Origin of the sequence: Streptomyces sp. JJ38 (assembly GCF_019303475.1) — a bacterium.
Taxonomy (GTDB): domain Bacteria; phylum Actinomycetota; class Actinomycetes; order Streptomycetales; family Streptomycetaceae; genus Streptomyces.
On sequence record NZ_JABLSI010000044.1, the window covers coordinates 1 to 24,972 of the forward strand.

Here is a 24,972-nt window from a genome sequence, read left to right on the forward strand (position 1 = left end):
TCCAGGCCCGGCCCGGGGGCCCCGCCCGCGCGTCGCCGGCCGCGCGGGCGCGCCGTTGCCGCTCGCGCAGGTCCCCGCGCCCCCGCGCCGCGCTACACGCGGACCGCCGCGAGGAGTTCGGCCACGATCTCCGAACCCTCCAGCGTCAGCACCGACTCGGGGTGGAACTGCACCCCCGCGAACCCCGTGCCGCGCAGCGCGTGGACGTCCCCGGTGCGCGGGTCCCGGCTCAGCTCGACGCCGTCCAGCGCCGGCCCCCGCGCCGCCGCGTCGTCACACCGCGCGGTGAAGGAGTTGTAGAACCCGACGGTGCGTTCCCGTCCGAACAGCTCGATCCGCTCCTGCGCGCCCTGCTGCGGGACGTCCTTGCGCACCAGGGGCAGCCCCAGACGGGCCGCGATCAGCTCGTGGCCGAGGCACACGCCCAGCAGGCCGTGCCGGTGCCCCTCCAGCAACTCGCCGGCCAGTGCGTGCAGGAACCGCATCTTGGGGTCCGCCGCGTCGCGCGGGTCGCCCGGCCCGGGGCCCAGCACGACGGGCCCGGTGTGGGACAGCGCCGCCTCCCGCACGCCCGGTTCGTCGTACCGCCGCACGGTGACCGCCAGCCCCGTCGAGCGCAGCACGTGGGCCAGCATCGAGGTGAAGGTGTCCTCGGCGTCCACCACCAGCGCCTCCCCGCGCAGCGGCCCGCGCTCGCCCTCCGGGCGCATCCGCAGCCAGAACGGCGCGAGGTCCGCCCGGCGGGCGGCGAGGGCCTCGCGCACGGCGGGGTCCGCCGCCAGGCCGGGGGCGGGCTCGCGCTCCGGCCGCCGCCCCTCCCGCACCCCCAGGGCCGTCAGCACCCCGGCGGCCTTGGCATGGGTCTCGGCCACCTCGCTCGCCGGGTCCGAGTCGCGCACCAGCGTCGCCCCGACGGAGACGCGCAGCCGGCCGGTGGCGGCGTCGATGTCGGCGGTGCGGATGAGGATGGGGGAGTCCAGCGTCTGCGCCCCGCCCGCGTCCCGGCCCAGCAGCGCCAGCGCCCCGGCGTAGTAGCCCCGGCCGCCCTCCTCGTAGCGCCGGATCACCCGGCAGGCGTTCTCCACCGGGCTGCCGGTGACGGTGGCGGCGAACATCGTCTCCCGCAGCACCTCGCGCACGTCCAGCGTGCTGCGTCCGCGCAACTCGTACTCGGTGTGGGCCAGATGGGCCATCTCCCGCAGCCGCGGCCCGACGACGACACCGCCCACGTCCCCGACGGTGCACATCATCTTCAGCTCCTCGTCGACGACCATCGACAGCTCCGCCGTCTCCTTGGCGTCCCCGAGGAACTCCAGCAGCCCGGCCGTGCTCGGCCCCTCGGCCGGATAGCGGTAGGTGCCGCTGATCGGGTTCATCACCACGGTCCCGCCGGTCATCCGCACATGCACCTCGGGGCTCGCCCCGACCAGCGTCCGCCCCCCGGTGTGCACGACGAACGTCCAGTACGCGCCGCGCTCCTCGCGGAGCAGCCGTCCGAACAGCGCGAGGGCGTCGCGACGGCCGTAGCCGTCCACGACGCCCTCGAAGGTCCGGCGGACGACGAAGTTGGCGCCCTCCCCGGTCCCGATCTCGTTCTCCACCACACGCCGCACCACGTCCTCGTAGGCGGCGTCGGACACGTCGAAGGCCCCGTCCCGCACCCGCACCGCGTGCGCGGGCAGCGCGGCCAGCGCCTGGGCGACCCCCACCTCGTGCCTCTCCTCCGGAACCAGCACGGCCAGCGGCGTGTTGTCGTCGGCGACGCCGAAGCCGCGCTCGCGGATCTGCCGGAACGGCACGAGCGCCAGCGCGCCCAGCGGCCCCTCGGGTAGCTGTGCCAGCCGCTCCACCTCGCGGACGTCGCCGACCAGCACCTCCACCGTGTCCTGGTCCCGGCCCGGGGTGCGGCGGCGCAGCAGCGCGAAGGGGCGGTCGTCGTCGAGCAGGCTCTCGATCACCATCAGGTCCTCGTCCTTCCGGCCGCCGGAGGGAGGTCACCCGCGAACGCGCAGAAGGCCGCCCCGTCCGGGCGGCCTTCGCGTTTCGTCGTGGATGTACGCGCAGTCAGTGGGCCGCCGGATGAGCGGGCCACCACCAGTCGCTGTGCGTGTGCGCGAACATGATCCGCACCCTACCGGCCCGGTGGTCGGTACGTGGAGACCATCCACATACCGGGCACGGCGAACGTGGGCGGGCGGGCGTCAGCGGGTGATCGCGTCCACGCCCGCCTGGGCGAACTTCTCGTCCAGAGCGCCGCTGGGCGCGCCCGCCACGCCGATCCCGGCGATCGGGGCGCCCTCGTCCGTCACCGGGACCCCGCCGGAGAGGAACAGGGTGCCGGGGATGTCCTCCAGGTTGGGTGCCTGCTCCAGGCGCCCGACGAGCTCGGAGGTCGGGGCGTTCCAGGCGACCGCCGTGAACGCCTTGCGCTCGGCGGACTCGTACGACTGGGGGCCCGCCCCGTCGCCGCGCAGGATGACGATCGTGTTGCCGTTCCGGTCGACGACGGCCACGGTGATCCGCTGGTTCTCCTTCTCGGCCGCCTTCAGCGTCGCCTCGGCGGCACGGGTCGCGGCGTCGACCGTCAGGTGGGTGCTCTCCCGCAGGTGGGCGTCCTTGGCGTCGGCGGACTTCACGGCCACCGCCGTCCGCTCGGCGGTGGCCGGGGCGGCGGCGCTGGCGGTCACCGCGCCGTAGGCCCCGAAGGTTCCGGCGAGCACGGCCGCGGCGGTGGCGGCGCCGATCGCGATCTTCTTCATGGCGGTCTCCCTCATGGTTGCTGGACGTTGCCGGTGCACGGCTGCGCGGCGGTGCACGGCTGCGAGGCGGTGGGCGGACCGTCGCCGTCCCCGGCCGCCTCGCCCCGTCGATCCTCGAGGCGGGAGCCCGCCCGCGGCGTCGGCGGAGCGGCTGCGGCCGCCCGGCCCGACGGCGGACGGGAGGGTCAGCCGATCGGCTGATGCCGGTCCGGCCGGGCCGGGTCACCATGGAGGTGCCGAGGCCCGGTGTGGAGAGCCCGTACGGCTTGGACCGGCACGGAGCACGGCGGAGAGGAGGATGCGGAGTGCGGCACGAGCGGGACCCGGACGCCCACTGGCTGGCCATGGTCATGCACGCGGCGTTCTTCCTGCTGCTCGGTGCCTCGCTCAGCCGCTACCTGCTGCGCCACCCGTGGGCCGAGCGCTCCCCGTGGATCATCGCGCTCTCCGCCGTGCTCGCCCTGCTCTACGTGCTCGGCCCCACTCTCGTGCCGCGGGCCACGCCCCGGCGGCCAGGGCCTGTTGCGCAACAGGCCCTGGGCTGGCTGGCCACGGTCGTCGCCGTGTGGATGACGCTCGTGGTGCTCGCCCCCAGCTTCGCCTGGTGCGCGGTGCCGCTCTTCTACACCGGGCTGCGCACGCTCTCGACCAGGGCGGCGGCCGGGCTCGTGGTGCTCCTGACGGCCTTCGTCGTCGCCGCGCAGCTCCGGCTCTCGGACGAGGGCTTCGACCCGAACCTGGTCCTCGCCCCGCCCGCCGTCGCCGCCATCGCCACCGCCGTCTTCGTCCACGCCCAGCGTCTGACGAGCCGCCAGCGCGCCCTGATCGACGACCTGCTGCGGACGCGGCGGGAACTGGCCGCCACCGAGCGGCGCGAGGGCACCCTCGCCGAGCGCCAGCGGCTGGCGATGGAGCTGCACGACACCGTCGCCCAAGGGCTGTCCAGCCAGCAGATGCTGTTGCAGGCCGCCGACCGGACCTGGGAGAGCGATCCGGCCACGGCGCGCCGCCATCTGCGCACGGCGCAGTCCGTCGCCGAGCACAGCCTCGCCGAGGCGCGCCGCTTCGTGCAGGACCTCGCCCCGGCCGACCTCGCCGACGGGGAAGGGCTGGACGCCGCCCTGCGCACGCTCGCAGCCCGGGAGGGGGCGGGCTTCCGCACCGACGGCGCGGCGGCAGTGCTGCCGGACCGCGTCCAGTCGGCGCTGCTGCGCATCGCGCAGGGCGCGCTGGCGAACGTCCGCGAGCACGCCGGGGCCACCAGCGCCGCGCTGACCCTCAGCTACCTCGGTGACCAAGTCGTCCTGGACGTCGCCGACGACGGCCGGGGCTTCGCTCCGGTGGCCACCGAGCGGCCGGGGGTGCGCGGCCACGGGCTGCCGGCGATCCGGGCCCGCGTCGAGCAGCTCGGCGGCACGCTCACCATCGAGTCGGCGCCGGGCGAGGGCACCGTGCTGTCCGCCGCGATCCCCCTGGAGCCGAGCGATGAGCCCTGACCCGCGCCCCGTGCCGGACCCCGCCCCGCGCGGGCCCGTCCGCGTCCTGCTCTGCGACGACCACGCCGTGGTCCGGGCCGGGCTGCTGGCCCTGCTCGGCAGCGCGGCCGGCGTCGAGGTCGTCGGCGAGGCGGGCGGCGGGGAGGAGGCCGTGGCGATGGCGGACAAGCTCGCGCCGGACGTCGTCCTGATGGACCTCCAGCTCGGCGGCGGCATGGACGGCGTGGAGGCCATCCGGCGGATCGCCTCCCCCAAGGTCCGGGTGCTGGTGCTGACCACCTACGACACGGACGCCGACATCACCCGCGCCATCGGGGCGGGGGCCACCGGGTACCTGCTCAAGGCGGAGCGGCCGGAGGAGCTGTTCGCGGCCATCCACGCGGCGGCGGCGGGACGTACGGCGTTGTCGGCACCGGTCGCCGGGCGGGTCATGGACCGGATGCGGGGCGCGGCCGGTCCGTCGCTGACCGAGCGCGAGCAGGACATCCTGGGCCAGCTCGGGCGCGGGCTCGGCAACCGGGACATCGCGCGGGCCCTGTTCATCAGCGAGGCGACGGTCAAGACACATTTGGGGCGTATTTACGCCAAACTCGGTGTGGACACCCGGGCGGGCGCGGTCGCGGTGGCCAAGGAACTGCGTCTGCTGCCCTGAACCGGGCGTCCGGTGGCGCGGGTACGGGGGCGGGTTCGCGGAAACACGTCCATGAACTCGGCGACAGAGCCGGACATCCATGTGCAGGATGTGAGCGGGTTCGTGACGGATTTCCATACGTATCGTCAAGAGCGGTACATGGACATCCAGTTGGAGCCTTGGCATCCGCGCCGGGTGATACGATCAGCGAACTTTGTCGACCTGCCCGAGGGGGCGTTGGAGCGCAGCGCTCCCTTGCGTGCCGCCGTCGGCAAGACGAGTGAACGCCTCCGGACCAAGGGGGCACCGTTCGGGCGCTGGACTCGGTGCGCCGCTCCCGCTCGACGGGTCCAGCACACCTGGCGGTCCAGTCGCTTGAAGAGAGTCTTATGACGCAATACATACAGGACCCCGCCGTGTGGGGCCTCGTCGTCGGTGCTCCGCTCGCCGCAACCGCCATCGTCCGCGGGCGGAAGACGGCCAAGCGGTTGCGGAAGGAACAGGACGAGCTTCGCGCACACTACGCCGGGCTGGAGAACCAGTACGCGGAGTCGGTGGAGGAGGCCAGACTCCGCGCCGAAGAGGAAACGAAAAGCGCACTCAAGGCGGCCATGCGAACCCTTCAGGGGCTCGCGGGTGAACAGCAGTTGGTCATTTCCAAACTTCAGGACAAATACGGAGAGTCAAGCATTCTCCAGGACCTGATGGAAATCGACCACATGAATTCACAGTTCGGTCGGCGAGCGCAGTCCATCGCCGTCCTCTGTGACGGCTGGCTGGGCCGGCAGCGGGCCGTGGCGTCCGTGTACGACGTCGTCCGCAGCGCCAAGGGCCGCATCCGCCACTACACCCGGGTGGAGATCCGGTCCCAGACCAACTTCGCCATCGTCAGCCGCGCGGTGGAACCCGTCGCCGTCGCGCTCGCCGAACTGCTGGACAACGCGACCAGCTACTCGGCGCCGGAGACGATGATCGAGATCAACATCCGCTCGGTCCCGAAGGGCGTCTGCATCATCATCGACGACGCGGGCGTCGGCATGAACGAGGAGGAGAAGGACCGCGCCACCCGGCTGCTGGCGGGCCAGCGGTCCTCCGGTGTGGCGGGGCTCGGGAACCCGCCCCAGTTCGGCTTCGCCGTCATCGGCGTGCTCGCGGCCCAGTACGGGTTCAGCGTCTCGGTCGACTCCACCTCGCCGTACGGCGGTGTCCGGGCCGTGGTGCTCCTGCCCGACGACCTGTTGACGAGCATGCCCGAGCCGAAGGAGCCGCCCGTGGCCGCCGCACCGTCACCGGCTCCCGGGCCCCGCCCGAGGGGACCGGAAGCCGCCGCACCCGCCTCGACCACGGCCGGAGGGCTGCCCAAGCGCCGTCGCCGCGGCGCGATGGCGATCGTCCCGGACACCGGCGCGGACGCGGGGGCCACCCCCGCTCGCTCCGACGAGGAGACGGCCTCGATCATGGGCGCCTTCCAACGCGGCACCCAATCCGGTCGCGCGTTCCCCACCCGCGACGCGACCGACTCAGGCAATCCCGGCCACGCGAACAGCGAAGGGCATGGCTTTCAGTGAACAACGACATCTCGTGGATGCTCGACAGCGCTCTGGAGGTTCCCGGAGCCCGTCACGCGATCCTGGTCTCGGCCGACGGTCTGCTGATGGCCCGGTCGAGAGACGTCGACAAGGACCACGCGGACACCGTCGCCGCCGCCATGAGCGGCATGCAGTCGCTCAGCCGGACGGTGGCGAGCTTCTGTGACAGCAGCCCCCACCTGCGCTGGCGGCAGACGGTCGTCGAGTTCGACGGCGGCTGGGTCTTCCTGATCTCCGCCGGTGAGGGCGCCTACCTGGCCGTGTCCGCCGCCCCCGACGTCGACATGGCCGACATCACCTTCCGGATGCAGCAGCTCGTCGGCCAGCTCGGCAAGGCGATGACCACCCCGCCGCGCGAGAACGCCGGGCCCCGCTCATGATCGATCCCGACGAGCTGGAGCCGGACTCCGCGGATTTAGTGCGTCCGTACGTCATCACCAACGGGCGGGGTCTCCCGGAGGACGATCAGTTCAGCCTGATCACCCTGGTGACCGCCGCCGCCGACCACGAGCGGCGCATGGCGCGGCTCGACCCGGAGAAGCGGGCGGTGCTGGAGCTCTGCTCGGGCGGCTATCTCTCGGTAGCCGAGATCGCGGGCCACATGCGGCTGCCCCTCGGTGTCGTCAAGATTCTGCTCGCCGATCTCGCCGAGGGCGGACACCTCGTCAGCCGTGCGCCCGCCCCGCGCGCCCAGCTCGTCGACAGACAGCTCCTTCAGGAGGTACTGGATGGACTCCAGGCTCGTTTTGGATGACGGCGCCTACGTGCGCTCGGAAGTGCAGACCTCGGCGAAGATCCTCGTCGTCGGGCACTTCGCGGTGGGCAAGACCACCTTCATCGGAACGATGTCCGAGATCCCTCCCCTGCGCACCGAGGAGACGATGACGCAGGCCGGAGCCGGAGTCGACGACCTGCGCGGGGTCCGGGGCAAGACGACGACCACCGTGGCGATGGACTTCGGGCGGCTGACCCTGAACGACCGCCTCGTCCTGTACCTGTTCGGCACGCCCGGGCAGCAGCGCTTCGTCCAGGTGTGGGAGGACATGAGCCGGGGCGCCCTGGGCGCCCTGATCCTCGTGGACCCCGAACGCCTGGAGGAGTCCTTCCCGATCATGGACCTGGTCGAGCAGTACGGACTGCCGTACGCGATCGCCGTCAACCGCTTCGACGGCAGCCCCGACCGCCCCGAGGCGGAGCTGCGCGAGGCACTCGACCTGCTGCCGGAGACGCCCGTGGTCGCCTGCGACGCGCGGGACCCCAAGTCCTCGGCGCAGTCCCTCATGGTCCTCATCCGCTACCTCCAGACCCGTATCGGCTAGGAGCCCCCATGCACCCCCACTCACACCCTCAGACCCCGCCACCCGGCTGCCCCGCACACGGCGCCGACGGCGGCGGTGGCGACGGCGGCGTCATACCGCTGCACGGTCCCGAGTTCGCCGCCGACCCTCAGGCCTTCTACGAGTACCTCCGCAAGCAGGGCCCGGCGGGCGACGTCGAGCTCGCCCCGGGCGTGCGGGCCACGCTCGTCACCGAGTACGCGGCCGCCCTCAAGGTCCTGCAGAACACCGACCTGTTCGCCCGCGACTCGCGGCGCTGGCGCGCCCTCAACGAGGGCGAGGTACCGGCGGACTCCCCGGTGCTGCCCATGCTCGCCTACCGCCCGAACTGCCTGTTCTCCGACGGCGCCGACCACATGCGGCTCCGGCAGGCCGTGACGGACAGCCTGGCCAGGGTGGACTCGCACCGGCTCGGCCGGCACGTCGAGCACGTCTCGACCTACCTGGCCAACCAGTTCTGCGACCGGGGCTCGGCCGACCTCCTGGCCGAGTACGCCAAGCTCGTCTCGCTGCTCGTCTTCAACGAGCTGTTCGGCTGCCCGGCGGAGATCGGCGACCGGCTGGTCTCGGCCATGTCCGACCTGTACGACGGCGTCAACGCCGAGCAGGCCAACGCGCAGCTGACGCAGAGTTTGCTGAACCTGGTCGCGCTCAAGCGCCGGCGCCCCGACGCCGACGTGACGTCCTGGCTGATGCAGCACCACGCGGGGCTCACCGACGAGGAGATGGTCCACCAGCTCGTCACCCTCCTGGGAGGCGGCAGCGAGCCGGTCCAGAACCTCATCGCCAACTCCCTGCAACTGCTGCTCAGTGACGAGCGGTACTCCGGTGGCCAGCACGGGGCCGGGCTCCTGGTCGAGGACGCCATCAACGAGGTGCTGTGGAACAGCCCCCCGTTGGCCAACTACGCCGCGCACTACCCGACGCGCGACGTCGAGCTGTCCGGCGTCCCGCTGCGCACCGGGGACCTCGTCATGGTCAGCTTCGCGGCGGCCAACACGGACCCGGCCCTCTCCGCGTCCCGCTACACCTTCAGCAAGCGGGCGCACCTGGCCTGGGGGGCGGGGCCCCACGCGTGCCCGGCCAAGGACCCGGCCCAGCTCATCGCGATCACGGCCATCGAGAAGCTGCTCAACCACCTGCCGGACGTCGAACTCGCCGTACCGGCCGAGCAGCTGACCTGGCGCCAGGGCGCCTTCCAGCGGGCACTGGAGAGCCTGCCCGCCCGCTTCGCCCCGGTCCGGCCTGAGCGCGCCCCGCTCAACTCCCCCTGGGCGGCCGGCGTTCGGTCGGCCGCTGCCGAGGCCCCGCCGGAGCCTGTGGCCAAGCCTGCGAAGACTAGCTGGTGGAGCACCTTCCTGTCCTGGCGCAGGCAGTGATCAACTGGTCGCGCAGAGTGTGAGATTGGCAACGATTCGAAACAAATTCGGGATCTGGATGAACGTTCGAGCAGAGGGGTAGGTCGCTTCGCGGTTTCAGCAAGCCCCTGATGAGGAGCCCCCGTGGAGCGAACCGCGCTCGCCACCCGCCCGGACCGCCGGACCGTCGCCGCCCTGATCTCGCGGCTGCGGTCCGTGACCGGACAGACGAACCCCCTGCCCGTCTACGCCGAACTGCGCGCCCTCGGACCCGTGGTGCCCGCCCCCTGGGGCGGGCACCTGATCACGTCCTACGACGTGTGCGACGAGGTGCTGCGGCGGTCCCGCCACTGGCTGACCCCGGACACGGCCTGGCGCAACCGCCAGGGCAACGCCTCCGAACGGTGGGAGAACCATGGCTCCGTGGAGTGGAGCCGCAGTCTCCCCGGACTCAACCCTCCTGAACACACCGCGCAACGCAGCGTCCCTGCCGGGTACTTCGGCAGGGGCGCACTCGAAGCCCTGCAGGCCCCGATCCAGCGGATCGTGGACGGGCTGCTCGACCGGCTGGAGGAGGAGCTCACCGCGCACGGCGAGGCCGACTTCGCCCTCCTCGTCGGCGAGCGGCTGCCGATCTCGGTCCTCGGCCACTGGCTGAACCTGTCTCCGAGGGACTTCGACCTGCTGATCGAAGTCACCCACGACCAGGCGCTGCCCCAGGAACTCGTCCCGACGAAGAGTCAGCTCAGTCAGGCCGACCGCTCCGCCCACCGGCTGGACGAGTACGTCGTCGAACTCGTCCGGGAACGCCGCCGCAACCCGGGCCACGACGCCGTCTCGGACTGGATGCGCCTGTGGGACGCGGCCGAGCCCGACCGGGACCAGGCCGACCGGAACGTCCACTACCTCACCCGGTTCGTCCTCATGGCGGCCCTGGAGACGACCTCCTCCGTCCTGTCCACCATGATCTGGCTGCTCGACCAGAACCCGGAACAGCGCGCCTGGCTGCTCACCCACCCCGAGGACGTGCCCGGCGCCGTCGAGGAGACCCTCCGCTACGACGCCCCCGTCCACGTCCACGGCCGGATAGCCGCCGAGGACACGCTGCTCGGCGGCGTCCCCATCGGCAGGGACGAGATGGTGCACGTCATGATCGGCGCTGCCCACCACGACCCGGAGCAGTACCCGGACCCGGGCACCTTCGACCTCCGCCGGGGCGGCTCCAACCTCGCGTTCGGCGGCGGCATCCACTACTGCCTCGGCGCGCCCCTGGCCCGGATGGAGGCCCAGGCCCTGCTGACCACCGTGCTGCGGCGCTTCCCCACCCTCCGTGTCACCGAGACACCCACCTGGGTGGCCCCCCGCGCCGCCTTCCGCTATCTGTCCTCGCTGCGCGTCACCACCCGCTGAGCCCCCCCACCCCGCTCAGCTCATCCCCACTCGCACCACCAAAGGAAACACCGTGGACCGAGAGCCCATATCCACCAGCGACTTCAAGACCCTGCACATCGAGGAAGACGGCGCCGTCCTCACCCTGCGGCTCGACACCCCCGAAGCCGGCAACGCCGTCGACGAACCCATGCTCGACGAGCTCCTCGCCGTGCTCTCCGCCGTCCACGACCGCCCCGACCTCCGCGTCCTCGTCCTCTCCGGCGCCGGCCAGGACTTCTGCCTCGGCGGTGCCCGCGAGGAGTTCGGCACCCTCCTCGCCGAGGACGCCACCGGCGCCGGTCTGCACGCCGTCGCCAACAAGGCCCGCCGCGTCTGCGACGCCCTCGCCTCCCTGCCCGCCGCGACCATCGCCCGGGTGCACGGCAAGGCCGTCGGCGCGGGCCTCGGCCTCGCCCTGCACTGCGACCTGCGCGCCGCCGCCGACACCGCCACCTTCCGGCTCCCCGAACTGGGCCTCGGCCTCCCCACCACCTGGGGTGGCGCCCTGCAGCGGCTCCTGCACGAGGTCGGCGCCGCCCGGATGCGGGAACTCATCCTCACCGCCCGGGTGTTCGACGCCGCCGAGGCCGAACGGATCGGCGTCGCCCACCGCGTCGTCCCCGAGGCCGAGCTGGACAAGGCCGTCGCCCAGTGGACGAAGCCGCTGCTCCGCCGTTCCCCGACGGCGCTGCGCACGACCAAGGCCCTCCTCAACGCCTACGCCGCGGCCGGCCGTCAGGGAGACCTCACCCTCCTCGACGCCCAGCTCCTGACCTTCTCCGCGGCCGCCCGCCGCTGACCACGGCGCGCGGCGCGCACCCGACGGCGGCGGCCGGCCCCGGCCGCCGCCCCGCCGCTCACACCGAGATCGGCACCTCGTGGATCTCGCTCGCGGGATGCCCCGCACGTTCGTGCACCCGTTGCACGGCGTCCGCCGACGGTCCCTCCGACAGGCAGTACACAGTCCCCGACTCCGGGTCCGCCCACGCCTTCTCGAAGTGGACGTTCTCGTCCTTCTCCAGGGCAAGGTCGGCTTCGTGGGCCTCCCGCAGCCCCTCCTGAGTGATACCGGTCAAGCCGTGGTGGACATCCATGAACCTCGCCATCGCTCCGCGACCTCCTGTCCTGGGGAACGGAGAGCACATTCGACGGCCCTGGCACCAGGCCCGCCGCGGAGCCCTCCACCTACGATGCGCACTTCCCATTCTCCGCCTCCCCCGCCGTGAGCGCCTGCCGGCTTCCCGCCCTGCCGCGACGGTCGCCGGAACGCCGCGCGGCGGCCGCCCCGCCCGCCGCGCGGCGGCGTCGTTCGCCGACCGTGTGTCAGTGCCGGGTGCGAGACTTCCGGGATGATCGAACCAGGCCCGAAAGCAGACCTTCACCGCTATCTCCAGGCCGCGCGCGACGCGTTGCTGTGGAAGCTCGACGGGTTGTCGGAGTACGACGTCCGTCGCCCTCTCACCCCCACGGGAACCAACCTGCTGGGGCTCGTCAAGCACCTGGCCAGCGTGGAGCTCGGCTACTTCGGGGACACCTTCGGCCGCCCCTCCCACGAGCCCCTGCCGTGGCTCGCCGAGGACGCCGAGCCCAACGCCGACCTCTGGGCCACGGAGGAGGAGTCGCGCGAGGGGGTCATCGCGCTCTACCACCGGGCCTGGAAGCACACCGACGCCACCGTCGAAGCCCTCGCCCTGGACGCCACCGGCCGCGTGCCCTGGTGGCCGGAGGAGAGGGCCACGGTCACGCTGCACCGCGTCCTCATCCACGTCACCTCCGAGACCCACCGCCACGCCGGGCACGCCGACATCGTCCGCGAACTCATCGACGGCGCCACCGGAATGCGCCAGGGCAACGAGAACCTGCCTCCGGCCGACGCCGCCTGGTGGTCCGCCTACCGCGACCGTCTGGAAGCCTCGGCCCGCCGCGCCGCCACTTTCTGACCCGGCCGTCCCCGCCCGCCACTCCCTGCCGCACTGTGGCTCACGTCACACGTGGCTCCTGTCGGGAATCGGAGAGCTGTCCCGCTCAGGCCACCGAGAGCAGGCCGACCGACAGGAGCAACCCGCCCGCCGCGCCGCCCGCACCATGCCGCCGACCGGGGCCCACTGGGCCGATAACCCGTTGCGGAGCCGACCGGTGCGGGGGTGGGGTGCGGGGATGAGTGAGCACGAGAAGGTGCGGTGGCTGCGGGCGGCGTACGACGCACGACTGCGCGGCTGGTGCGCACCGCTGCCCAGCGGTGCGCGGGAGGAACGGGACGGGCCGCTGCTGCGCGTGGTCGGGTTGCACGAGGGCTTCGTCATCGGGCCACGCGACCTGGGCGTGCGGGGCGAGGGCCTGGACCGGCTCATCGGGCGCCAGCGGGACTTCTTCGCCGCCCGGGGCGAGGCGGTCGAGTGGAAGACCCACGGGCACGACCTCCCCGAGGACCTGCCCGCGCGCCTGCGTGCCGCCGGGTTCCTGCCGGAGCCGCCCGAGACCGTCGTCATCGGTGAGGCCGCGAGAATCGCCGGAATCGAGGCCGAGCCCCCGCCCGGGGTGACCCTGCGCACCGTTTCGGCCCCCGAGGACCTGGAGCGCTTCGCCCAGATGCAGTCCGAGGTCTGGGGGAGGGACCTGAGCCACCGGGCGCGCGAGCTCGGGGATCAACGCGCCGTGGCACCGGACGCGATGGTGCTGCTGGTCGCGGAGGCGGCGGGGGAGGTGGTGTGCGCGGCCCGGATGACGTACGTCGCCGGTGGCGCCTTCGCCGGGCTGTGGGGCGGCTCGACCCTGGCGGCCTGGCGGGGGCGCGGGATCTACCGGGCGATGGTCGCCGCACGGGCCAGGATGGCGGCGGAACGCGGCGTCCGTCACCTGTACGTGGAGGCTTCCGCCGACAGCGCGCCGATCCTGCGCCGCCTCGGCTTCGTCGCCGTCACCACGACCACGCCCTACCTCTGGTCGCCTCCGGCTCCCCGTCGCGGCTGACCGCGCCGTCGGACGGCTCGCCGTCGCGGCCGGGTGCGTGACGGGCGGGTCGGGCTTGATAGGCAAGTATATACTTGCCTATCATGGGCGGCATGGCTGAGGACGTGTTCAAGGCGCTGGCCGACCCCACCCGTCGGCGCATCCTCGACGAGCTGGCGGAGCGGGACGGCCAGACGCTGTTCGAGATATGCGCCCGCCTGGTGAGCAAGCACGGCCTGGGGATGTCCCGCCAGGCGGTCAGCCAGCATCTGGCCGTACTGGAGTCGGCGGGGCTGGTCGTCTCGCGGCGCCAGGGCCGCTACAAGTTCCACGACCTCGACACCGCCCCGCTCGAGCACATCGTGACCCGATGGCTCAGACCGCCCGACGCACCGGAGAGCACCCCATGAGGATCCACCTGACCAGCGTCTTCGTCGACGACCAGGAGAAGGCGCTGCGCTTCTACACCGACGTGCTGGGCTTCGTCGCGAAGCACGACGTCCCGCTGGGCGAGGACCGCTGGCTGACCGTGGTGTCGCCGGATGCCCCGGACGGCACCGAACTGCTGCTGGAGCCCTCCGGCCACCCCGCGGTGGGCCCCTACAGGGCGGCGCTGGTCCGGGACGGCATCCCGGCGGCCTCGTTCGCCGTCGACGACGTCCAGGCCGAGTTCGAGCGCCTGCGCGACCTCGGGGTTCGCTTCACCCAGGAGCCGCTGGAGATGGGCGGGGTCACCACCGCCGTCCTCGACGACACCTGCGGCAACCTGATCCAGCTCCTGCACAGCGCGTAACCGGGCGGCCCTGGTGACCCGCCGCTCCCGCGGCTCCGCGTCCAACGGCGCCCGGCGGGCAGCCCCGTTCGAGGGGGTGCGGTAGGCGGGAGCGGCGCGGGCGCCGGCCCGCCGGCCGGTCCGCGACACCGCCCTGCGCGCCCTGTCCTGGACCGCTTCCGCTCACATGGGCCCGAAGGCGTACCCGGCCGACCCGTCCGGGCGGCCGGTGCGCACGGACGGGTGCTGACCGGACCCGATCCCGGGCGCCGGGCCGAACCACCTTCCTGCCCGAGCCGTGCGCCAAGGCCGCTGAGAACAACCTGTCGGGCGCGCGGCGGACTCAGGCGGCGCGAGTCACGGCCGTGTGCAGTTCGCGTACACCGGTGGTGCGGGGGTGGCGTTCGGCTAGTTCGGAGACGATCTGGCGGATCGTGGTGCGGTCCCGGACCGTGAGGACCGCGCAACTCGTCGCTGCTGACGGTTGGGAGGTCGACGCGTCCCTGTGGTCCGACGCCGCCGAGTGCGGTCCGTGCCACCCGGGCAACGACTCTCACTGACCTCCGCCCCTCCGCACCGGCCTGGCGCCCCGGCATGATGCCGGGGCGCCAGGCCTGCCTGCGGGTGAGATTGCCGGGCAAGCGTTCCCCGGGTCTGCCGGGCCCTTCAGGATGGAGCGGGTGACCACCACGACAGATCTCTGGCACCACTACGGCCGCACCCGCGCCGAGCATGACCGCGCTGTTCCCGAGACCTTCTACTGGACCTGGGCCCAGGACGCCGGTCCCGGGCCGGACGTCCTCGGGGATCTCACCGGCCTGTGCGTCGGCGACCTCGGAGCTGGGGCCGCCCGGCACGCCGCCCACCTGGCGGTCCGGCACCAGCCGTCCCGCGTCGACGCCATCGACTCCTCACCGGCCCAGCACTCCACGGCCACGAACCTGTTCGCCGGTCTTGCTCCACGCCTGGTCCTCGTCCACGCCGACGTGGTGGACCACCTGAGTACAGCGCCGGAGACCTACGACGTGCTCTACAGCGTCTTCGGCGCCGTCGACTTCACCGATCCCCGCGACCTGCTGCCTGCGGCGGCCTCCGCGCTGCGCCCCGGCGGTCGGCTCGTGTTCTCCTGTCTGGCCCACTACCTGAGCGGCGCACCCGCGCAGCCAGACGTCGTGCACGCCGATGTTCCGGCGAAGACGCCGGACGGCGAGGCAACGACCCTACGCCGCTGGGTACTCCAGGAGCAGGTGTGGACCAAGCTGCTCGGCGAGGCGGGGCTGACCGGCATCACCACCGACGTGCTGCCGGCGTCCGCAGATGGGCAGCGTTGCGCCGACACACTGTTGGTGAGCGCCCACCGCGGAGCCTGATCCGATCGTGCCGTGATCGCACGGTCTGCGCGGCAACCGGCTCAGCGGTGGAGGCGCCGCCGCGATGCCGCGAAGGGCCTGCTCGGCGGCTGTGTAGGCTGTCCGGGTGGGTGAGCGACGTGCGGCGGATCTGTTGCTCCGCCCCCAGCTCGATCCGCGTACGCTGCACTCGGACTGGCTTCCCCGCCCTGCCAGCCGCCCGGAGTCCGGCGGCGACGGGCCGTACGACGCGGGCCGGCATCTCACCTCCCGCCGCATGGAACCGCTCGACCTCAGTGCGCCGCACCGGCCCACCGTCGCCTGGCTGCGCCGCACGGCGGCAGCCGACATCTCCACGTTGAGCGAGCAGCTTGACACGGTTGCCATCAGGGACCAGGAGTGGCGCACGACCATCTGGGAGCGGCTCGACGCGGCGATGCTGCTGGTGGACCGGGACGGCGACCACCGGGTGGACACGGACGCGAGCCCCGAGGCGCTCGTGGCGGCCATCGGTCTCGCCCGCTGCGGCTGGGCCAGGCTCGCCGGCCGGGACACCTACGTCCGGGAGGCGCGCACATCGTCCCTGACGCAGGTGCGTATGAGCGACGTCTTCTGCTACCTGAACCCCATGCACGGTCCTGGGATCCACGAGGTGCCGGGACTGCTGAAATCCAAGGGGCGCCTCCCGGTGCCGGGAGGCGAGGTGACCTGGCGGGGAGGCGAGTTGCAACGCTCGTACTGGTTGTGCTCGTCCTGCCGCCGGGGCTTCGAAGGCCGCCGCCTGTCGGTGCTCGCCCTTCCCGTGCCGGGGCGGCGAAGACGACGGAGCTACCGCGAAGGCGTGGGCGTGCTGAGTCACGCGCCGGAGGTCGGCGCGGTCGTCAAAGCTGCCAGGGAGGTCGCCGGTGTCCGTTGAAACCCCGCTGCTCCTCATCGCGTTCGCGGGCTTCGGCATCGGATTCGCCGGAGCGCTGTACGGGCTGCGCCGACGCCGGGCGCGGCGAGACGGGGGGAGCGGCGGCGACGCGTTCCGCGCCCCCCTCGCCGTGGTCCCCAGTGCCGAGCGGGAGGAGGTGGACCGACTGCGCCAGGAGGCGCACGACGAGATCCTCGCGCTGTCCCGTGTCATCAAGGAGTTCGGGTTGCCACTGCCGGCCTCGCCGCTGGACGGAGACGGCCCCGCCGGCACCGTGTACTCCCACCCGGAAAGGCCCGAGCGGGTCTCCGGTTCGCACGACGGGCTTCAGCGCGCGCTGGACGCCTACGCCGCGGCGGCCACCGTACTGGACGCGGCACGGAGCAGGGCGGACGTCGTCGGTGCTCTCGTCCTCGTGGCCGAGGGCCAGGACGCCCTCACCGAAGCGCGGAACGCTGTCGAAGGACGCACCCCGGGAGTGCGCCCCCGCGTCCCCGCCTGCTTCTTCCACCCGCTGCACGGCCAGGCGTTGCGTACGGTCGCCTGGCGAGTGACCGGGAGCACCCGGTCGCTCGACGTGCGCGTCTGTCAGCAGTGCGCGTGGGACATCAGCTACCGCAGGCCCCCCGAAGTGCTCACCGAGGAGCTCGGCGGCCGGGTGGTGCCGTACTTCCAGGTCCCGGCCGAGCAGAGCCTGTGGGCGGCCACGGGCTTCGGCTCCCTGATCGGGGGCCGTCTGGCGGAGCGCGTTCTCCGGGGCGACTTCACCCGCGCCCGGATGGCGGCGCTGGAGAGCGATGGCGGGGCGGCGGGGTAGCCGTTCCGGCTCCGGGGACGGCGTCGGAGCCGGAGCCGGAACGGGTGGTGCCGGCGGTCAGGTGCCGATGGGGCCGCCGTCGCGGCGGCGGACGGCGACGGTGGCCGAGCGGGCGCGCCCGCCCTGGCGGCCGTCCGGCCAGTTGCTGACGGCGCGCGGGTTGCCGGCATCCGGGGCGCCCCAGCGGGCCGTGCGCTGCCCGGGGTGCTGGACGTTCACGAAGAGGGTGCGGCCGTCCGGGGTGGCGCAGACCCCGGTGATCTCGGCACCCCGGGGCCCGGTCAGGAAGCGCCGGATCTCGCCGCTCTTCGGATCGGCGGCCAGCAGGGCGTTGTTGCCCGCCGCGGCGTGCCCGGTGCCCTCCTGGTTGAGGTCGCGGCCCGAGACGCCGGTGGAGATCCACAGCAGCCCGTCGGCGTTGAACCACACGCCCTTGGGGGCGGCGAACGTCGCGGCCTCGTCCACACCGGACAGCGGGTCGGAGACGAACTCCTCCCAGCGGAAGGTCGTGGCGGCCGGGTCGCCGTCCTCCTCGCGCCAGCGCAGAATCCTGCCGTGCGGGGCGGCCTGACGGGCGTCGCCGGCGTGGTCCGTCTCGCAGCAGGAGCTCTCCGGTCCACCGGCGAGCGCCGCGTAGACGTCGCCGTTGCGCGGGTTGACCGTCACCCGCTCAGGGCGCTCCAGCGGGGTGGCGCCCAGGGCGTCGGCGGCCTGACGGGCGCGGAGCAGGACGTCGCCCTGGTCGCGCCAGCCGAGCCGCTCGGTCAGCGGGTGCGTGCCGTGCCGCAGCGGCAGCCACGTGCCGGTGCCGTCCGCGTCGAGGCGGGCGACGTGGAGGGTGCCGTCGTCCAGGGGGCTCCTGCCCTCGGCGCGCAGCTTCCGCCAGTCCGCCGAACCGACGAACTTGTACAGGTACTCGCCGTCCTCGGCGTCCGCGCTGTAGACGACGACGCGGCCCCCGGACTCGGTGACGGTCGCCCCCGCGTGCGGGTAGCGGCCCAGGGCGGTGCGCTTGACGGGGGTGGAGCCCCCATCCCGCGGGTCGATCTCGACCACCCAGCCGAACCGCTGCGCCTCGGGGACGCCGTCCGCGTCCGCGGCGAGGTCGAACCGGGGCTCCTCCCGGTGCCAGGGGTCGCCGTAGCCGGAGTGGCTCAGGCCGTAGCGGCGCTCGGTCTCGGAGGGCCGCCAGCGCCGGGCGTCGGTGCCGAAGTACGCGTTGGCGTTCTCCTCACAGGCAAGGTAGGTGCCCCAGGGGGTGACGCCGTCACCGCCGCAGGCCAGGACGCCGAGGTGGGGTCCGGTACCCGGGTCGAAGGGGCCGGAGAAGGCCACCGGAGTCGTGCCGGTGACGCGCCGGTTGCGGGCGGAGTCCACGACCCGCCAGGCCCCGCCGGTCTCGCGCACCTCCACCGCCGAGACACCCTGGGCGGCCAGGGCCTTGGCCGCGCCGCCGCCGAGCAGCGCGGCGTCGACCGCCTCGTGACTGATCATCAGCATGCCGCGCCGCTCACCGCCTTCGCCCCCGGGGAGGGGGAGGAAGCGTACGCCGTGGTGGTGACTGCCGATCTGGGCGGACTGCTCGGCGGCCGAGTTGCCGCCGTCCTCCCGCCAGGCGGGTCCGCCGGAGAGGAGGGGACGCCCCCAGGGGGCGAGAACCTCGGCCGTGTAGGCGTCGGGGACGGTGAACGCGTCGGCCTCGCTGACGGGCACCGGGGTGAAGCCGAGCGGCGCTCCCGTGCGGGTGCGGCCCGCCGTGCCCGCGACCCCGGTCGCGGGGGAGAGGGCCGAGGCGCCGGGCGCGGATGCGGCGACAAGGGCGGCCGTCATGGCTGCGCTGCCCGCGAGCACGCCTCTGCGTGAGATGCCGGGCTCGCCCGTCGGTGTCTTGCCCTGAGCTGATTCCATCAATTCATGACCTATCCGAGGAGTTTCCGCCTCAGGGTGCTGCGCGCTGCGGAGCCGACCTGGTCCATTCAAGGCACAGGGTGTGGTCAAAGGTCAACCAGGAGAAGGGCGTTGACCTGCGAACATTGCGCGTGATCTACTTTTTCGGGCCCTCGTTCCCCCTGTGGGCCTCCGCTTCTCGCCGCGAGCTGTTGCGACGCCGACACGTCACTGACAAAGACGACGAAAAGTGGAGTGGTCATGGTTTCCATAACGCCGCGGAGTGCCTGGGCGGGCGAAGACGCTCCCGCGGGCTACACCGACCTCCCTTGGAAGCCGTGGATGGGTGGCGTCGCCATCCACCACGCCGGGAACGGCTCGGTTCCGAGCGAGACCAGGCAGGACTGCCTGGACGAAATCCTCAGCATCTACAAGTACCACACGAGTTCCCTGCCCGTGCTCGGGCAGGGCCTCGACGACATCGGCTACAACTACCTCGTCTGCCAGCACGGTGAGATTTTCGAGGGACGCGGGGCACGACGACCCGAGGCCAACGGCGCCGCCTCCTTCGAAAACCACGAGGGTCAGTCCGTCGGCGCCAACGAGGGCTTCTACACGATCTGCGGGCTCATCAAGTCCGACCAGGAACCGAACATCCTCATGCGGGACAAGATCCGTGAACTGGTCGCCTGGCTGCGGAGCCGCTCCTCCTGGCGGGCGGGCCCCGCGCTCATGGGGCACAAGCAGTTCGGCACCAGCGAGGAGTGCCCGGGAAATCTCTTCGCCTATATGGACGAGTTGAATCCACCGCAGCCGGAGCCCGAGCCGGAGCCCGATCCCGGGCCCGCGCCCGCGCCCACCGGGATCATCACCCGCGGGGAGTGGGGCGCGCGTGCGCCGCGGAGCGTCACCCGCACGACGTGGGCGGAACGCACCGGCTTCACCGTGCACTACTCCTACAGTCCGGCGACGATGACTCCGCGGTCGATCCAGAACTACCACATGGATTCCAACGGCTGGGACGACATCGGCTACAACTTCCTGGTCGATGACCAGGGACGGATCTATGAGGGCCGTGGCTGGCTCACCGTCGGGGCGCACGCCACCGGTTACAACACCAGCCATATCGGGGTGTGTTTCATCGGCTACAACGGTGACGTCACCAGTGCCGCCAAGAACGCCATCCGCGGGCTGTATCTGCACGCGAACGACCTGGCGGGCAAGACGCTGACGGCGACTTATCACGGCGGCCTTCCCGGGAACTCCACGAGCTGCCCGGGCGCGAACCTGCGGGAATGGGTGCTCGGCGGGATGGACGGCCTCGACGTCCCGATCGACGGCGGAGGCGACGGGCACAGTGGGGGCGGCGGTGGCGGCGGGATGACCGCCGTACGCCAGATCGCCGAGCAGCAGAAGGCGGTGAACGAGCTGGGCTACTCCCCGCCGCTGGACATTGACGGCGTCTGGGGGCCGAACACCGACGCGGGGGTGCGCTGGCTCCAGAACCTCGTCGGTGTGACCGCGGACGGCCTGTGGGGCCCGGCCACGGAGGACGCGTACCGCGCCTACGTGGCGGGTGGCGGCGAGGGCGGCATGACGACGATCCGCAGCGTGGCCGCGCAGCAGAAGGCGGTCAACCAGCTCGGCTACTCCCCGCCGCTGGACATTGACGGCGTCTGGGGACCCAACACCGACGCGGGGGTGCGCTGGCTCCAGAGCCGGGTCGGCGTCACCGCCGACGGCCTGTGGGGCCCGGCCACCGAGTCCGCCTACTTCGGCTACATCGACGGTGTCGGCGATCTGGTGGTGGACGGTCAGCTCGGCCCGAAGACCTACGCGGCGCTCCAGAGCCAGATCGGGGTGATTCCCGTCGACGGGGTCTGGGGTCCCCAGACCGCCGCGGCCCTCCAGCGCCACCTCAACCGCTGGTACGGCTCGAACCTCGTGGTGGACGGAGACTTCGGTACGGATTCCGTGAAGGCTCTCCAGGGCCACCTGCGCAAGTCCAACGGCTTCTACGACCTCGTCGTGGACGGCGTCTGGGGCACCGCGACGACGGAGGCCCTCCAACTCGCGCTGAACCGCGGCCGGTTCTAGCCTGGGCCGCAGGCGCGGGCCCGCCGTCCCACCGGCGGCGGGCCCGCACCCGCGTGGGCGCCACGCCCCACAACCCCACGCCGTCCGGGAGGCCCGCTGACGCGGGACGCGGTCAGTTACCCCAGCCGCGTGCTCACCGAGGTCAGGTCCATCGCGAAGGGGAACGGGACGGACGTCTTGAGCTGCTCGTGGTGGATGCCGGTCAGCCCGTAGCAGCGGGAGGCCGGGTCCAGCTCGTACAGGTAAGCGACGGTACGTCCCTCGGCCCGCTCGAAGCGCCAGTAGTGCCTGATTCCGGCCTGGGCGTACTTGCGGGGCTTGGTGTCCCGGTCGCGCTCCTCGCTCTCCGGTGACACCGCCTCCACCGCGAGCAGGACCTGCTCGGGAAGGTAGTACGTCAGCGACTCGGCCCGCTGGAACGCCTCCGCGTCGACGACCACGGCGTCCGGCTCGGGCGCCTGCCGCTTGGACAACCGTACGGTCATCTCCCGGTCGGCGCGCCAACCCTCGGGGGCCTGCCGGTCCAGCTCGTTCACCAGCCGTTGCAGGATGCGGCTGGGCCAGCGCGTCTGCGGGCGCGAGAACACGAAGCTCCCGTCGATGAGCTCCGTGTGCGGAGGGAGCCCGGGCAGCCGCAGCAGGTCCTCGGCCGTGAAGCCCTCCGGGGGCGGGATGACCCAGGACGGGAGTGGTTCGGCCCGCATGGCTTCAGAGTGCGTGCGGGCGAAGATCAGCGGCAGTCGCGGCGCGGACGAAGGCGGTGAAGGCGGCGGGGGAGAGGCTGAGCACGGGCCCGTCCGGCCGCTTGCTGTCCCGCACGGCGACGGCGTGCGGCAACGCCGCCGTCTCGACGCAGTCGCCGCCTCCGACACTCGTCCCGTGAATCTGATGGTTGAGCGCTTCTACCTCGCCCCGCAGCGGTACCGCATGGAGCTGACCGTGGGGGACCACTCGCCGGGGGCTCCCGGCGCCGAGGGACGCCGCACCGGAGGACGAGGACGGGCGCGGGCTCGCGCTGCTGGCCCTGGTCGCGGACCGGCACGGTTGCGGGGCGACGGCCGGGGGCAAGGCGGTGTGGTTCGAGTGCGGTGCGGAGGGCGAGGGCCGGGGCCCGGAGAAGTAAGGGGGCGGCCCGGTCGTGGCGCGGGCGGCGAGGGAGATATCTTGATGTCGAGCAATGTTGCAGACGTGGAGCGGAGCACCCGGTGACAGACTCGACCATCATCTACACGCACACCGATGAGGCGCCGGCCCTGGCGACGTACTCGTTCCTGCCGGTGGTCCAGGCGTACGCCAAGACGGCCGGGGTTCGCGTGGAGACGCGTGACATCTCGCTCGCGGGCCGGATCATCGCCTCCTTCCCCGAGTACCTTCAGGAGTCGCAGCGGATCGAGGACGCGCTGGCGGCCCTGGGGGAGCTGGCGAAGACGCCGCAGGCCAACATCATCAAGCTGCCGAACATCTCGGCCTCGATCCCGCAGCTCAAGGCGGCCATCGCCGAGCTCCAGGAGCAGGGCTACGCGCTTCCGGACTACCCGGACGAGCCGAAGACGGACGAGGAGCGCGAGATCCGCGCCCGGTACGACAAGGTCAAGGGCAGCGCCGTGAACCCGGTGCTGCGCGAGGGCAACTCGGACCGCCGTGCGCCCGCCTCCGTCAAGAACTACGCCAAGGCGCACCCGCACCGCATGGGCGCGTGGACGGCCGACTCCAAGACGAACGTCGCCCACATGACCGGTGACGACTTCCGCTCCACCGAGAAGTCGGCCGTGATCGCCAAGGCGGGTTCGCTGCGGATCGAGCTGAGCGGGGACGACGGCTCCACCACCGTGCTGCGCGAGTCGGTACCGGTGCAGGAGGGCGAGATCGTCGACTCGGCCGTCATGCGCGTCGCGGTGCTGCGCGAGTTCCTGAAGGAGCAGGTGGCCCGGGCCAAGGCCGAGGGCGTGCTGTTCTCCGTGCACCTGAAGGCCACGATGATGAAGGTCTCGGACCCGATCATCTTCGGCCACGTCGTGCGGGCCTTCTTCCCGAAGACGTTCGCCCAGTACGGCGAGACCCTGGCCAAGGCGGGGCTGACCCCGAACGACGGCCTGGGCGGCATCCTGAAGGGCCTGGAGGCGCTGCCCGAGGGCGCCGAGATCAAGGCGTCCTTCGACGCCGAGCTGGCCGAGGGCCCGGAGCTGGCCATGGTCGACTCGGACCGCGGCATCACCAACCTGCACGTCCCCAGCGACGTCATCGTGGACGCGTCCATGCCCGCGATGATCCGCACCTCCGGCCACATGTGGGGCCCGGACGGTGAGGAGCACGACACGCTCGCCGTCATCCCGGACAGCAGCTACGCGGGCATCTACCAGGTCGTCGTCGACGACTGCCGCGCCAACGGCGCCTACGACCCGTCGACGATGGGCTCGGTGCCCAACGTCGGTCTGATGGCGCAGAAGGCCGAGGAGTACGGCAGCCACGACAAGACGTTCGAGATCCCGACCACCGGTACCGTGCGCGTCCTGGACGAGGACGGCGCCGTCGTGCTGGAGCACACGGTCAGCGAGGGCGACATCTGGCGCATGTGCCAGACGAAGGACGTCCCCGTGCGCGACTGGGTCAAGCTCGCCGTCACGCGCGCCCGCGCCACCGGCGACCCGGCCGTGTTCTGGCTGGACGAGGGCCGCGCGCACGACGCGAACCTCATCGCGAAGGTCAGGCAGTACCTGCCGGAGCACGACACCGAGGGCCTGCGCATCGAGATCATGAAGCCGGTCGACGCGATCGCGTTCTCCCTGGAGCGCATCCGCCGCGGCGAGAACACGATCTCGGTCACCGGCAACGTCCTGCGCGACTACCTGACCGACCTGTTCCCGATCCTGGAGCTGGGCACCAGCGCCAAGATGCTCTCGGTCGTCCCGCTCATCAACGGCGGCGGCCTGTTCGAGACGGGTGCCGGTGGCTCCGCGCCGAAGCACGTGCAGCAGCTCGTCAAGGAGAACTACCTGCGCTGGGACAGCCTGGGTGAGTTCCTGGCGCTGGCCGTCAGCTTCGAGCACCTCGCGCAGTCGACGGACAACGCCCGCGCCCAGGTCCTGGCCGACACGCTCGACCGGGCGACGGCGACGTTCCTCAACGAGAACAAGTCGCCCAGCCGGAAGCTCGGCGGGATCGACAACCGTGGCAGCCACTTCTACCTGGCCCTGTACTGGGCCCAGGAGCTGGCGAAGCAGACGGACGACGCCGAGCTCGCCGAGGCGTTCGGCGCCCTGGCCGGAACGCTGACCGAGCAGGAGCGGACGATCGTCGACGAGCTGGTCGCCGTCCAGGGTTCCCCGGCGGACATCGGCGGCTACTACCAGCCCGACGAGGCGAAGACGTCGGCCGTGATGCGGCCGTCGAAGACCCTCAACCAGGCGCTGGCCGTCCTCGGCTGACGCCGAGCCCACCTGCGCTCCACCCCGGCGGGCACCCCGCCGGGGTGGAGCCGTTTCGGCGTCCCGGCGGCGGGCCGGGCCCGGGGCCGGGGGGCCGGGCAAGCGACGCGCAAGCGACGCGCCTTGCCCCGGGCGGGATGTGCGGGAAGCCTCGGAAGA

General features: G+C 72.4%; 24 protein-coding genes. 18 read left to right on the forward strand and 6 right to left on the reverse strand.

Going from position 1 to position 24,972, the window contains the following annotated elements:
- Nucleotides 1-92 precede the first annotated feature (92 nt).
- Together HPT28_RS21265 and HPT28_RS21270 are read right to left on the reverse strand one after the other, a co-directional pair.
- On the reverse strand, nucleotides 93-1,961 hold the full coding sequence (locus HPT28_RS21265; RefSeq protein WP_219092781.1) for an anthranilate synthase family protein: 1,869 nt from the start codon (nucleotides 1,959-1,961) through the stop codon (nucleotides 93-95).
- A 240-nt stretch (nucleotides 1,962-2,201) separates the two neighbouring features.
- Nucleotides 2,202-2,759: a heme-binding protein gene (locus HPT28_RS21270; protein WP_219092782.1), complete on the reverse strand. Its 558-nt coding sequence runs from the start codon at nucleotides 2,757-2,759 to the stop codon at nucleotides 2,202-2,204.
- 344 nt (nucleotides 2,760-3,103) lie between these two features.
- Here HPT28_RS21270 and HPT28_RS21275 point away from each other — a divergent pair, with 344 nt between their 5' ends.
- The 9 genes from HPT28_RS21275 (at nucleotide 3,104) to HPT28_RS21315 (ending at nucleotide 11,400) form a co-directional block, all read left to right on the forward strand.
- On the forward strand, nucleotides 3,104-4,255 hold the full coding sequence (locus HPT28_RS21275) for a sensor histidine kinase (protein ID WP_257579116.1): 1,152 nt from the start codon (nucleotides 3,104-3,106) through the stop codon (nucleotides 4,253-4,255).
- Nucleotides 4,245-4,907 carry a response regulator transcription factor gene (locus tag HPT28_RS21280; RefSeq protein ID WP_219092783.1) on the forward strand — a complete coding sequence of 221 codons (663 nt, stop codon included), beginning with the start codon at nucleotides 4,245-4,247 and terminating at the stop codon, nucleotides 4,905-4,907. The genes HPT28_RS21275 and HPT28_RS21280 overlap by 11 nt, the downstream gene beginning before the upstream one ends.
- 368 nt (nucleotides 4,908-5,275) lie before the next feature.
- Nucleotides 5,276-6,454: an ATP-binding protein gene (locus tag HPT28_RS21285; RefSeq protein ID WP_219092784.1), complete on the forward strand. Its 1,179-nt coding sequence runs from the start codon at nucleotides 5,276-5,278 to the stop codon at nucleotides 6,452-6,454.
- Nucleotides 6,451-6,855, forward strand: a complete 405-nt coding sequence (locus HPT28_RS21290) for a roadblock/LC7 domain-containing protein (RefSeq protein ID WP_219092785.1) — start codon at nucleotides 6,451-6,453, stop codon at nucleotides 6,853-6,855. Before HPT28_RS21285 ends, HPT28_RS21290 begins: the two co-directional genes overlap by 4 nt.
- On the forward strand, nucleotides 6,852-7,229 hold the full coding sequence (locus tag HPT28_RS21295; RefSeq protein WP_219092786.1) for a DUF742 domain-containing protein: 378 nt from the start codon (nucleotides 6,852-6,854) through the stop codon (nucleotides 7,227-7,229). The genes HPT28_RS21290 and HPT28_RS21295 overlap by 4 nt, the downstream gene beginning before the upstream one ends.
- Nucleotides 7,204-7,794: an ATP/GTP-binding protein gene (locus HPT28_RS21300; protein ID WP_219092787.1), complete on the forward strand. Its 591-nt coding sequence runs from the start codon at nucleotides 7,204-7,206 to the stop codon at nucleotides 7,792-7,794. The genes HPT28_RS21295 and HPT28_RS21300 overlap by 26 nt, the downstream gene beginning before the upstream one ends.
- An 8-nt stretch (nucleotides 7,795-7,802) precedes the next feature.
- On the forward strand, nucleotides 7,803-9,191 hold the full coding sequence (locus tag HPT28_RS21305) for a cytochrome P450 (RefSeq protein WP_219092788.1): 1,389 nt from the start codon (nucleotides 7,803-7,805) through the stop codon (nucleotides 9,189-9,191).
- Nucleotides 9,192-9,314: 123 nt separating this feature from the next.
- Nucleotides 9,315-10,580: a cytochrome P450 gene (locus HPT28_RS21310; protein WP_308119419.1), complete on the forward strand. Its 1,266-nt coding sequence runs from the start codon at nucleotides 9,315-9,317 to the stop codon at nucleotides 10,578-10,580.
- Nucleotides 10,581-10,632: 52 nt separating this feature from the next.
- Nucleotides 10,633-11,400, forward strand: coding sequence for an enoyl-CoA hydratase/isomerase family protein (locus HPT28_RS21315; protein ID WP_308119420.1), 768 nt, complete (start codon nucleotides 10,633-10,635; stop codon nucleotides 11,398-11,400).
- A 58-nt stretch (nucleotides 11,401-11,458) separates the two neighbouring features.
- Here HPT28_RS21315 and HPT28_RS21320 read toward each other — a convergent pair whose 3' ends face one another.
- Nucleotides 11,459-11,707 (reverse strand): SCO4226 family nickel-binding protein, encoded by a 249-nt coding sequence (locus HPT28_RS21320; protein WP_219092789.1) that lies wholly within the window; start codon nucleotides 11,705-11,707, stop codon nucleotides 11,459-11,461.
- A gap of 243 nt (nucleotides 11,708-11,950) precedes the next feature.
- Between HPT28_RS21320 and HPT28_RS21325 the strand changes: the two genes are divergently transcribed.
- The 7 genes from HPT28_RS21325 to HPT28_RS21355 all read left to right on the forward strand — a co-directional run bounded on the left by HPT28_RS21325 (nucleotide 11,951) and on the right by HPT28_RS21355 (nucleotide 17,404).
- The gene (locus tag HPT28_RS21325) at nucleotides 11,951-12,541 is read left to right on the forward strand and encodes a DinB family protein (protein WP_219092790.1); all 591 of its coding nucleotides are present in this window, start codon (nucleotides 11,951-11,953) and stop codon (nucleotides 12,539-12,541) included.
- Between the two features lie 217 nt (nucleotides 12,542-12,758).
- The gene (locus HPT28_RS21330) at nucleotides 12,759-13,571 is read left to right on the forward strand and encodes a GNAT family N-acetyltransferase (protein ID WP_219092791.1); all 813 of its coding nucleotides are present in this window, start codon (nucleotides 12,759-12,761) and stop codon (nucleotides 13,569-13,571) included.
- A gap of 92 nt (nucleotides 13,572-13,663) precedes the next feature.
- Entirely contained in the window at nucleotides 13,664-13,960 is a 297-nt protein-coding gene (locus HPT28_RS21335) for a helix-turn-helix transcriptional regulator (RefSeq protein ID WP_219092792.1), read from the forward strand.
- Nucleotides 13,957-14,343: a VOC family protein gene (locus HPT28_RS21340; protein WP_219092793.1), complete on the forward strand. Its 387-nt coding sequence runs from the start codon at nucleotides 13,957-13,959 to the stop codon at nucleotides 14,341-14,343. The genes HPT28_RS21335 and HPT28_RS21340 overlap by 4 nt, the downstream gene beginning before the upstream one ends.
- A gap of 659 nt (nucleotides 14,344-15,002) precedes the next feature.
- Nucleotides 15,003-15,692, forward strand: a complete 690-nt coding sequence (locus HPT28_RS21345; protein WP_219092794.1) for a cyclopropane-fatty-acyl-phospholipid synthase family protein — start codon at nucleotides 15,003-15,005, stop codon at nucleotides 15,690-15,692.
- A 106-nt stretch (nucleotides 15,693-15,798) separates the two neighbouring features.
- The gene (locus HPT28_RS21350; RefSeq protein WP_219092795.1) at nucleotides 15,799-16,587 is read left to right on the forward strand and encodes a hypothetical protein; all 789 of its coding nucleotides are present in this window, start codon (nucleotides 15,799-15,801) and stop codon (nucleotides 16,585-16,587) included.
- The gene (locus tag HPT28_RS21355; protein WP_219092796.1) at nucleotides 16,577-17,404 is read left to right on the forward strand and encodes a hypothetical protein; all 828 of its coding nucleotides are present in this window, start codon (nucleotides 16,577-16,579) and stop codon (nucleotides 17,402-17,404) included. The genes HPT28_RS21350 and HPT28_RS21355 overlap by 11 nt, the downstream gene beginning before the upstream one ends.
- Before the next feature lie 57 nt (nucleotides 17,405-17,461).
- On the opposite strand, the gene HPT28_RS21360 is transcribed toward HPT28_RS21355, so the two are convergent.
- Nucleotides 17,462-19,312: a PhoX family phosphatase gene (locus HPT28_RS21360; RefSeq protein ID WP_219092797.1), complete on the reverse strand. Its 1,851-nt coding sequence runs from the start codon at nucleotides 19,310-19,312 to the stop codon at nucleotides 17,462-17,464.
- Between the two features lie 240 nt (nucleotides 19,313-19,552).
- On the opposite strand from HPT28_RS21360, the gene HPT28_RS21365 reads away from it, so the two are divergent.
- On the forward strand, nucleotides 19,553-21,388 hold the full coding sequence (locus HPT28_RS21365) for a peptidoglycan-binding protein (RefSeq protein ID WP_219092798.1): 1,836 nt from the start codon (nucleotides 19,553-19,555) through the stop codon (nucleotides 21,386-21,388).
- 116 nt (nucleotides 21,389-21,504) lie between these two features.
- On the opposite strand, the gene HPT28_RS21370 is transcribed toward HPT28_RS21365, so the two are convergent.
- Entirely contained in the window at nucleotides 21,505-22,092 is a 588-nt protein-coding gene (locus HPT28_RS21370) for a Uma2 family endonuclease (RefSeq protein ID WP_219092799.1), read from the reverse strand.
- A 4-nt stretch (nucleotides 22,093-22,096) separates the two neighbouring features.
- Nucleotides 22,097-22,339, reverse strand: a complete 243-nt coding sequence (locus HPT28_RS21375) for a DUF397 domain-containing protein (RefSeq protein ID WP_308119421.1) — start codon at nucleotides 22,337-22,339, stop codon at nucleotides 22,097-22,099.
- 254 nt (nucleotides 22,340-22,593) lie between these two features.
- On the opposite strand from HPT28_RS21375, the gene HPT28_RS21380 reads away from it, so the two are divergent.
- A complete protein-coding gene (locus HPT28_RS21380) occupies nucleotides 22,594-24,813 on the forward strand; it encodes an NADP-dependent isocitrate dehydrogenase (protein ID WP_219092800.1) in 2,220 nt (739 codons plus the stop codon).
- Nucleotides 24,814-24,972 lie beyond the last annotated feature (159 nt).